Consider the following 8887-nt stretch of genomic DNA (forward strand, 5'->3'; position numbering starts at 1 on the left):
TGACGGACTGGCCGATCCATTCGGCGCCCTGGCGAACCTGGGCCACCGCCTGGGCGATGCCGTCGCGCATGGTCCGCATGGCATGCATCAGGCTGGTTTCATCCCCGGGGCGCACCGGAATGTCCACCCGCAGATCGCCCTGCGACATGCGAGCGGCGATCTGGATGACCGTATCGGGCTCGCCGCCCAGCTGGCGCACCAGGCGGCGCGACAGGAACCAGCCCAGGGCCAGCAGGATGAGCGCCAGGGTGGCGGACGCCAGCGCGAAACCGCCCGCCTGCCCCCACACGACGGCATCGACCGTGTCCAGGTACACGCCCGAACCCAGAATCCAGCCCCAGGGCGCGAATTCCTTGACATAGGAAACTTTTTCGACCGGCTTGTCGACCCCCGGCTTGGGCCACAGGTAGTAGACATAGCCATCGTGCGTCGGGCTGGCCTTGACGGTGTCCACAAAGGCGATGAACAGCCTGAACCCATTGGGGTCCTGCATGCCCCCCAGTTCCTGGCCATCGAGTTCGGGCTTGATCGGGTGCATCACCATGCGCGGCACCCTGTCATTGATCCAGAAATATTCCTCGCCGCTGTAGCGCATGCCGCGAATGGCATCCATGGCCTGCTGCCTGGCCTGTTCTTCGGTCAGGGTGCCGGTTTCGGCCAGCCGGTGGTAGTAAGTGATCACCCCGTAGGCCGTCTCGACGGCCTGGCGTGCGCCGGTCTGGCGTTCCTGCAGCAAGGCATTGCGTTCCATCCACAACAGGGAAGCCGTCAGCACGGCGATGCCGACAATCGCCACCAGCGTGAACAAGGCGAATTTGAATTCTGTCGTGCGCATCCAGGCCCGTAATGACCGTGACATGGTGATTCCCCCTTTGATTGCCCGCGTCCCGGACCTTGCCGGCAGCCTGATTTCTGGCTGGCCGATGGCGGGTCACAGCGTAATGGATGTGAAATCAGTATACGATTGGGGGGGTTGCGCCAAGCGGTCAAAGAACGGCCATATTCCGCGACTCTTGTCACGCCGGACCACAGTCATGTGCATTGCCTACCTGTCCCTGGGGGCCCCCGAATGGCCCCTGCTGATCGCCGCCAACCGCGACGAATTCCACACCCGGCCCACCCAGGCGGCAGGCCCCTGGCCCCTGGCCCCGCACCTCATCGCCGGCCGCGACCTGCTGGGCGGCGGCACCTGGATGGGGATGACCGAGGATGGCCGCTACGCCCTGTTGACCAACTACCGCGAACCCGGACGGCCCGCACCGCCCGGCGCGCCTTCACGCGGGCTGCTGGTCCGCGATTTCCTGCTCAGCCAAGACGACCCGGCCGCCTGGATCGCCTCGATCGCCGCCCGAGCAGATGACTGGGCGGGTTTCAACCTGATCGTCGGCGACACACACCAGGCCTGGTACCTGGGCAACCGCGATCCCGCCCGCACGCCCCGCCGCCTGGAACCCGGCCGCTACGTGCTGTCGAACCATCTGCTCGATACCCCCTGGCCCAAGGCTGCGCGGCTGCGTGCCGCGCTGGACGCCCTGCCGCCACCGGCCTGGGCAGCGACGCCCGAAATCGTCCTGGAACGGCTGCGCGACACCACCCCGGCAGCAGACGCCCGACTGCCCGCCACCGGCCTTTCCCTGGAACGAGAACGCCTGCTGAGCAGCCCCTTCATCATCAGCCCGGACTACGGCACTCGTTGTTCGACCGTGCTGACCAGGGCCGCCAACGGCCGGTTTCTGTTCTGCGAGCAAGGCTACGATGCGGCGGGCAGACCGTTCGAACGCCATGATTGGCGGTTGTAGAATACCGCTTTGCACGCCCTACAGGACACATCCATGAGCACCGAGCTCGCCAGCCAGATTTCCGACGCCGTCAAGGCCGCCATGCGCGCGCGCGACAGCATCCGCCTGGGCACCCTGCGACTGCTGCAGGCCGCCATCAAACAGAAAGCCGTGGACGAACGCACCGAGCCCGACGACGCCGCCATCCTGGCCATCATCGAAAAACAGGTCAAGCAGCGCCGCGAATCGATCGCGGCTTTTGAATCGGCGGGCCGCACCGACAGCGCCAATCAGGAACGCGCCGAACTGGACATCTTGCAGGCTTTCCTGCCCCAGGGGGCCACGCCCCAGGAAATTTCCGCCGCCATCGATGCCGCATGCGCCCAGGCTGCAAGCCAGGGCCTGCAAGGCGGCGCCGCCATGGGGACCATCATGGGCCAGCTGAAAAAAGCCCTGGCTGGCCGTGCTGACATGGCGGCGGTATCCGCCCAGGTCCGTGCAAAACTAAATAGTTGACCCCGGCGCCAGGGCCTGCCCGGCCCTGATGCGCCGCACCAGGTCGGGGTTGCGCGCGAACGCCCGGCCAAAAGCGACCGCTTCGCCCTGCCCTGCCTGGACGGCGCGCAGCGCGGAATCCGGGTCATAGCCTTCGCTGAGCACCAGCGCGCCGCTGAACGCATCCCGGATCACCGGCGTCAGCGCGTCCGCGCCCTCGTGTTCGCGCACGCAGACAAAGGCGACACGCCGCTGGCCCAGTTCGTGGGCCACATGACGGTACAGCGCCACCGGGTCCGAATCACGCATGTCGTGGCGATCGCCACGTGGCGAAAGATGCACCCCGACACGCCCCGAACCCCAGATGCCGGCGCAGGCATCGACGATTTCCAGCAAAAAGCGGCTGCGCTTGCCGATCGAACCGCCATAGTCATCCTGCCGCCCGTTGGAACCATCGTGCAGGAACTGGTCGATCAGATAGCCATCCCCGGCATGGATTTCCACGCCGTCGAATTCCGCCTGCCAGGCGTGACGGGCCGCCTGTTCAAAATCCGCAATCACCCGACGGATTTCATCGAGCCGCAGGCTGCGCGGCACGACAAAGCCCCCGGGCGGCGGACACGGCCCGCGCCCGCAGGCGATGGCGCTGGGCGCTACGGGCATTTCGCCCGACAGATATTCAGGATCCGATACCCGGCCCGCATGCCACAGCTGCAGCACGATCCGCCCGCCCCGCTGGTGTACCGCATCCGTGACCAACCGCCAGCCCCGGACCTGGACGGAATTCCAGATGCCGGGAGTATCCGGATGCCCGATGCCCAGCGGCGAGACCGAAGCCGCCCCGGCCAGGATCAGGCCAGCGTCGGCACGCTGGGCATAATACGCGCGCATGCCCTCGTCAGGCACGCGGCCATGCACCGACCACGTCCCGGCCGAAGGCGCCACGACGATGCGGTTGGGCAGTTCGATTTCCCCCAGCCTGACCGGATCGAACAAACTTGTCATATCATGCGGGAAAAAACGGGGCTGGCTCAGCGCGGTTCCGGTTGTGAATTGCTGCAACGCACCATCCAGATATCAATTTCATAAAAAAATCCATCAGGGTTTTTACCAGATTTTTATCTCCCTGACCATGGCTGCAACGCCAGTCGGGGCCCACACGAAGGAACATCATGGGACAATTCGCCGTCATTGGACTGGGCCGTTTCGGCAGCGCCACCGCGCTGGAACTGATGCGGCTGGGCCATTCGGTCCTGGGCGTGGACGCCGACGGCCGCGCCATTGACCAAGTCGCCGACCGCTTGACCCGCGCCGCCATCGCCGACGTCACCGACCGCGATGCGCTGGCCGAACTGGGGCTGAGCGAATACGACATGGTCCTGATCGCCATCGGCGAAGACGTACAGGCCAGCCTGGTCTGTACCGTCCACCTGAAATCCCTGGGCGTGAAAACGCTGTGGGTCAAGGCGTCTTCGCGGGCGCATCACCTGATCCTGGCCAAGCTGGGTGTCAATCGCATCATCCACCCGGAAGAAGAAATGGGCATCCGCATCGCCCAGGTGCTCAGCTACCCCATGGTCAACGACTACATTTCCCTGGGCAATGGCGATTTCGTGGTCGAAATCGAGGCCAGCGCGCAACTGGACGGACGCACCCTGGGCGATGCCCTGACCACCGAACCCCCTGGCGCCATCCATGCCCTGGCCGTCAAGCGCAAGGGCGAGACCACCGTGCATCCTACGGATCAGTTCGTGGTGCGCGCCCAGGACACGCTGATCCTGTTCGGCCCGCTGCATCACCTGAAAACCGCCGCGCCAAAACTGAGCTGATCCCCCGCCCCATGTCCCCCTGCCCCGATCGCCCGGATTGACCACATGGCCCGCATCCACATTCACCCGCTGCAGGCCTACCGCCAGGCGCGCCACACCGGCCAACTGCAAGCCAGCCCGCCCGCCGTCCTGGCCGGCAGTTTCCTCGTCCTGATCCTGCTCGGGACCGCGCTGCTGTCCCTGCCGATCGCACAGCGCCAGCCCTTTGGCGTATTCGAGGCGCTGTTCACCGCCACGTCCGCCGTCACCGTCACCGGCCTGATGGTCGTCGATCCGGCCACGGACCTGAGCTTCTTTGGCCAGGCCGTGCTGCTGGCCCTGGTGCAGATCGGGGGCATCGGTTTCGTCACCTTCGCCATCATCGCCACCCTGACGCTGGGCAAGCGCGTCAGCCTGAAATACCAGGCCCTGGCGCTGGAAGCCTTCAACCAGACCAGCGTGGCCCGCATCCGCCAGACCGCCGTGACCGTGCTGAAATTTTCCCTGGCGATCGAGGGCGCCGCCATCCTGATCCTGACGCTCTGGTGGTGGCGCCACGACAGCCTGGAACACGCCTTTCTGCTGGCCGGGTTTCATGCCGTATCCGCATTCAACAACGCTGGCATGTCGCTGTTTCCCGGCAGCCTGGCCGCGTTTTCCGGCGACCCGGTCACGACTTTCGTCGTGACCGGCTGCATCATCCTGGGGGGGCTGGGGTTCAGCGTGCTGGCCGACATCCACCAGAAACGCAGCTGGGCCGCGCTGGCCTATTACACCCGGCTGATGCTGATCGGCACACTGTGCCTGAACCTGGTCGGCTTTGCCGTGTTCTGGCTGATCGAAGCGCGCAATCCTCATACCCTGGGCGCGCTGCCGGCCGCCAGCCAGGGCCTTGCCGCCTGGACCCAGGTCGTGGCGACCCGCACGGCGGGATTTTCCAGCATGGACATCGGCCAGCTGCGCGACAGCACCAATTTTCTGTTGGCCGGTCTGATGTTCATCGGCGGTGGTTCGCTATCGACGGCCAGCGGCATCAAACTGGCGACCTTCATCGTCCTGCTGGCCGTCGTGCGCGCCTATGTCCTGCAGCGCAAGGAAGTCGTGCTGATGCACCGCGCCATTGCGCCCGAAACCATCCAAAAGGCCCTGGCCCTGATGATGGTCTCGGGCATGCTGGTCTGCCTGGGTATTTTCCTGGTCAGCCTGTTCGACGAGCAGCCCTTCATTGCCGTGGTCGTCGAAGTCATGTCGGCCTTTACCACCACTGGCATCAGCCACGGCCTGACCGACATCCTGAGCCGGCCCAGCCAGGCCGTGCTGATCCTGCTGATGTTCGTCGGCCGCCTGGGGCCCCTGACCCTGGTCTACAGCCTGGGCACGCAGCGCCACAGCCGGGTGCGCTATCCGGAAACGACCCTCCAGATCGGCTGATCCGCTGCAGCCTGCGGGCGGCCGCGCACGCAGCCGCCCGTCCCGCCCCGATCCCCAATGTACTAATATTTCTCTTTCTGCTGTTTTCCAAACCCAACCTTTTATCAGGACCCTTTCCATGGTGATTTCCATCGCTCGACAGGCTGCGCTGTGCGCCGCCATCGGCCTTGCAGGCCTGGCCACATCGGTTTCGGCCGCCACACTGAAAATCGGCACTGAAGGCGGCTACCCGCCCTGGAGCATGGTCGATGCCAACGGCAAGGTCACCGGCTTTGACGCCGACGTCGGCCAGGCCCTGTGCAAAAAACTCGATATGAAATGCCGGTTCGTGGTCCAGGCCTTCGACAGCCTGATCCCCGCCCTGCAGGCCGACCGTTTCGATCTGGTGATCTCGGGCATGTCCGTCACCGCAGAACGCGCCAAGGTCATCGCTTTCAGCATCCCCTATGCCACCGAGGATTCCGCCTTCGTGCTGCCCCAGGGCGATGCCCTGCTGAAAGCCGCCGATCCCCAGGCCCTGATGGCGGGCCTGGCAGGCAAGACCGTCGGCGTGCAAAGCGGCACCACCCAGGGCGCCTATCTGCAGAAATACGCCCCGGACATGAAACTGAAAAGCTACGAAACCCAGGACCAGATGCAGATGGACCTGTCGGCTGGCCGGCTGGACGCCACATTTTCCGAAGTCACCCCGCAAAGCCAGTTCCTGGAGACCACCGGCAAGGGCAAGTTCGCCCTGGCCGATGCCGTGATCAAGAGCAGCGCCGATCCAGACATCCTGGGCCTGGGCATCGGGGCCGGCATCAACCAGAAAAACACCGCACTGAAAGCCAAGGTGGACAAGGCCCTGTGCGAACTGATCGCCGACGGCACCATCAAGGCGTCCAGCACCAAATGGTTCGGCGTAGACCTGTCCAACTACGCGGCCTGCAAGCCGTAATGCCCGACCGCATGGCTGGCCCCGACAAAGGCCGGCCTCCTGCCCCCAGGGCCGCCGGCCTTTGCCTGCCGGCACCGCCCTGGGGTTTTCAATCAAGGCCATGATCCAGACCCTGCACGACATCCTGAGCGCCGGCTGGGGCGGCATGCTGCTGCGCGGCGCGGCCATGACCGTCTTCATCAGCATCTGCGGCATCTGCCTGGGCATGGCCATCGGCATTGCCGGCGCGGCCGCCAAGACCGGCGCCAACCGCATCGCCCGCGCGCTGGTCGCACTGTACACCCTGATCGTGCGCAGCGTCCCCGAACTGCTCATCATCTACCTGCTGTTCTTCGGCGCCGTGCAGCCCGCCGCCGACCTGGCCGACTGGCTGGAATGGGACGAGCTGATGAGCACCGTGTTTCCCATGCTGGTCGGCATCCTGGCCATTGCGCTGATCTCGGGCTCGTACAGCGTGGAGGTCTTTCGCGGCGCCTTCAAGGCCATCGATCCCGGCCAACTGGAAGCCGCCCGCGCCATCGGCCTGAACCGCCGCCAGTGCCTGCGCCGCATCACCCTGCCGCAATTGTTCTGGTATGCCCTGCCCGGCGCCAACAACGTCTGGCAGGCCGCCCTGAAGGACACCGCCCTGGTATCCCTGGTGGGCCTGGTCGAACTCATGCGCGCCGCCGTCCTGGGCGCCGCCGCCACGCGCGCGCCCCTGGCCCTGTACCTGATGGCTGGCATGCTGTATTTTGTGATCGGCGTCTGCAGCCAGGGGCTGTTCGTCTGGGCCGAACGCCATTTCGGCCGCGGCATGCGGGGGGCCGGACGATGATCGCACTGTTCGAACAGGCCGTCCCCGTGCTGGTCGAAGGGTTCTGGATCACCCTGCGCATCGGCCTGTTCTCCATCCTGTTCGCCTCGCTGCTGGGCCTGGGCGCGGCATTGATGCGCACCACGCGCCACCCGCTGGTGTCGGGCACCGCCTTTGCCTACAGCACCGTGTTTCGCGGCACGCCGCTGCTGATCCAGTTGTTCCTGCTGTACTACGGCATCGGCACCCTGGAATTCGTGCGCGGGCAGCCTGCCCTGTGGTGGCTGTTTTCCGACGGCGCACGCTGCGCCATCCTGGCCATTGCCCTGAACAGCGGCGCCTACATGAGCGAGGCCATCCGCGGCGGCCTGCAGTCCGTGCCCACCGGCCAGCTGGACGCCGCCGCGTCCTGCGGCATGAGCCGCCTGCAGATCTTTCGCCGCATCCGCTTTCCCCTGGCCATCCGCCAGGCCTTCCCGGCCTACAGCAACGAACTGGTGCTGGCCATCAAGGGCACCAGCCTGGCGTCCACCATCGCGGTGATGGAACTGACCGGCTTTGCCCGCCGCCTGATGAGCCAGAGCTACCTGATCGTCGAGACTTTCATCATCGCTGGCGTGCTGTACCTGGCCATCAACGTGACCTTGCTGGGCTGCGCCTGGCTGGTGGAACGCAGCCTGGGGATCCGGTCGGGGGATTGAGGGCTTTAGGTATACACCAATACCCTATATTAATAGTGTTGGCGTATACTTAAAGACATGAATCAGCACCAAGCCCTCCGCGTCCTGCGTGCTTTGGACGACACTGGCCGCTATGTCTTTCGGCGCCAGCACCTGCGCGCCTGCTTTCACGAAGAGTCAGAAAAAACCTTTGCCGCCAGTCTGGCTCGCCTGGTCGAAACCGGTATCCTGATCCGCGCGGCCCGGGGTGTCTATGTCCATGACGCCGCAAAGTCGCGGGATAGCTATACGATCGAGCGCGTCGCCATCGCGCTACGCCCCGCCGATCTCAACTACATCAGCCTGGAATCCGCGCTGTCGGAGTATGGCGTCATTTCCCAGATCCCCATGGACCGTATCACCCTCATGACCACCGGGCGCGAGGGCGAAATCCGCACCCCTTACGGCACCATCGAATTCGTGCACACCAAACGCGACCCTGCCGATTTGCGCCAAGCCACAATTTCCACTGATCGCCCCCTGCGCATGGCCCGGGCCGAGACCGCCTTGCGCGATCTACGGCGCGTCGGCCGCAATCTGCATCTGGTCGATCCCAAGGTGCTTGAAGAGGTGCTTGCGTCAACATGAAAGAAGACTTCGATCAACTGGTGGATCTGGCGATGCGAAACGCCGGGCGCACCCACATGCGTCCCGTCATCGAGAAAGAGCTTTTTCACTACGATATTCTGTTCGCGCTGAGCGAAGCCAAACTGCTCGATTCCTTGACCTTCCAGGGAGGCACCTCTTTGCGCCTCTGTCACGGTGCCCCACGTTTCTCCGAAGACCTGGATTTCGCTGGCGGCCCCGGGCTGGAGATGCGCAAACTGCTGGACATCAAACAATGCCTGGAAGACTACCTGGGGGGGCGTTACGGACTGGATGTGCACGTCCGCGCCCCAGAAATCCAGACCATCGATGGCAGG

General features: G+C 64.9%; 11 protein-coding genes. 9 read left to right on the forward strand and 2 right to left on the reverse strand.

The annotated features are described in order from the left end of the window. Window positions 1-859: cache domain-containing protein (locus RBR29_RS08565; protein ID WP_320348613.1), on the reverse strand; the 859-nt coding region annotated here is incomplete at its 3' end. A gap of 175 nt (window positions 860-1034) precedes the next feature. Between RBR29_RS08565 and RBR29_RS08570 the strand changes: the two genes are divergently transcribed. Both RBR29_RS08570 and RBR29_RS08575 read left to right on the forward strand, forming a co-directional pair. After that, on the forward strand, window positions 1035-1799 hold the full coding sequence (locus RBR29_RS08570) for an NRDE family protein (RefSeq protein ID WP_320348614.1): 765 nt from the start codon (window positions 1035-1037) through the stop codon (window positions 1797-1799). Window positions 1800-1832: 33 nt separating this feature from the next. Then, window positions 1833-2294 carry a GatB/YqeY domain-containing protein gene (locus RBR29_RS08575; protein ID WP_320348615.1) on the forward strand — a complete coding sequence of 154 codons (462 nt, stop codon included), beginning with the start codon at window positions 1833-1835 and terminating at the stop codon, window positions 2292-2294. Here RBR29_RS08575 and RBR29_RS08580 read toward each other — a convergent pair. Then, window positions 2283-3278 carry an alkene reductase gene (locus RBR29_RS08580; RefSeq protein WP_320348616.1) on the reverse strand — a complete coding sequence of 332 codons (996 nt, stop codon included), beginning with the start codon at window positions 3276-3278 and terminating at the stop codon, window positions 2283-2285. The genes RBR29_RS08575 and RBR29_RS08580 overlap by 12 nt on opposite strands. Before the next feature lie 167 nt (window positions 3279-3445). Here RBR29_RS08580 and RBR29_RS08585 point away from each other — a divergent pair, with 167 nt between their 5' ends. The 7 genes from RBR29_RS08585 to RBR29_RS08615 form a co-directional block, all read left to right on the forward strand. Then, window positions 3446-4102, forward strand: coding sequence for a TrkA family potassium uptake protein (locus RBR29_RS08585; protein ID WP_320348618.1), 657 nt, complete (start codon window positions 3446-3448; stop codon window positions 4100-4102). Between the two features lie 45 nt (window positions 4103-4147). Beyond that, window positions 4148-5512 (forward strand): potassium transporter TrkG, encoded by a 1365-nt coding sequence (locus RBR29_RS08590; RefSeq protein WP_320348619.1) that lies wholly within the window; start codon window positions 4148-4150, stop codon window positions 5510-5512. Window positions 5513-5630: 118 nt separating this feature from the next. After that, a complete protein-coding gene (locus tag RBR29_RS08595) occupies window positions 5631-6449 on the forward strand; it encodes a transporter substrate-binding domain-containing protein (RefSeq protein WP_320348620.1) in 819 nt (272 codons plus the stop codon). Between the two features lie 61 nt (window positions 6450-6510). Beyond that, on the forward strand, window positions 6511-7266 hold the full coding sequence (locus RBR29_RS08600; RefSeq protein WP_320348621.1) for an ABC transporter permease subunit: 756 nt from the start codon (window positions 6511-6513) through the stop codon (window positions 7264-7266). Further along, entirely contained in the window at window positions 7263-7946 is a 684-nt protein-coding gene (locus RBR29_RS08605; protein ID WP_320348622.1) for an ABC transporter permease subunit, read from the forward strand. The genes RBR29_RS08600 and RBR29_RS08605 overlap by 4 nt, the downstream gene beginning before the upstream one ends. 57 nt (window positions 7947-8003) lie before the next feature. After that, window positions 8004-8552, forward strand: coding sequence for a type IV toxin-antitoxin system AbiEi family antitoxin (locus RBR29_RS08610; protein ID WP_320348623.1), 549 nt, complete (start codon window positions 8004-8006; stop codon window positions 8550-8552). Then, a partial coding sequence (locus tag RBR29_RS08615; RefSeq protein WP_320348625.1) for a nucleotidyl transferase AbiEii/AbiGii toxin family protein occupies window positions 8549-8887 on the forward strand: 339 nt, incomplete at its 3' end. The genes RBR29_RS08610 and RBR29_RS08615, both read left to right, overlap by 4 nt.

The sequence above is a fragment of the Castellaniella sp. genome, from assembly GCF_034007085.1.
Lineage (GTDB): Bacteria > Pseudomonadota > Gammaproteobacteria > Burkholderiales > Burkholderiaceae_B > Castellaniella.

Bases quoted from the DNA above. Each gene is read 5' to 3' on its own strand.
- RBR29_RS08570 (WP_320348614.1), top strand. From the start codon at position 1,035: ATGTGCATTGCCTACCTGTCCCTGGGGGCCCCCGAATGGCCCCTGCTG.
- RBR29_RS08575 (WP_320348615.1), top strand. From the start codon at position 1,833: ATGAGCACCGAGCTCGCCAGCCAGATTTCCGACGCCGTCAAGGCCGCC.
- RBR29_RS08580 (WP_320348616.1), bottom strand. From the start codon at position 3,278: ATGACAAGTTTGTTCGATCCGGTCAGGCTGGGGGAAATCGAACTGCCC.
- RBR29_RS08585 (WP_320348618.1), top strand. From the start codon at position 3,446: ATGGGACAATTCGCCGTCATTGGACTGGGCCGTTTCGGCAGCGCCACC.
- RBR29_RS08590 (WP_320348619.1), top strand. From the start codon at position 4,148: ATGGCCCGCATCCACATTCACCCGCTGCAGGCCTACCGCCAGGCGCGC.
- RBR29_RS08595 (WP_320348620.1), top strand. From the start codon at position 5,631: ATGGTGATTTCCATCGCTCGACAGGCTGCGCTGTGCGCCGCCATCGGC.
- RBR29_RS08605 (WP_320348622.1), top strand. From the start codon at position 7,263: ATGATCGCACTGTTCGAACAGGCCGTCCCCGTGCTGGTCGAAGGGTTC.
- RBR29_RS08610 (WP_320348623.1), top strand. From the start codon at position 8,004: ATGAATCAGCACCAAGCCCTCCGCGTCCTGCGTGCTTTGGACGACACT.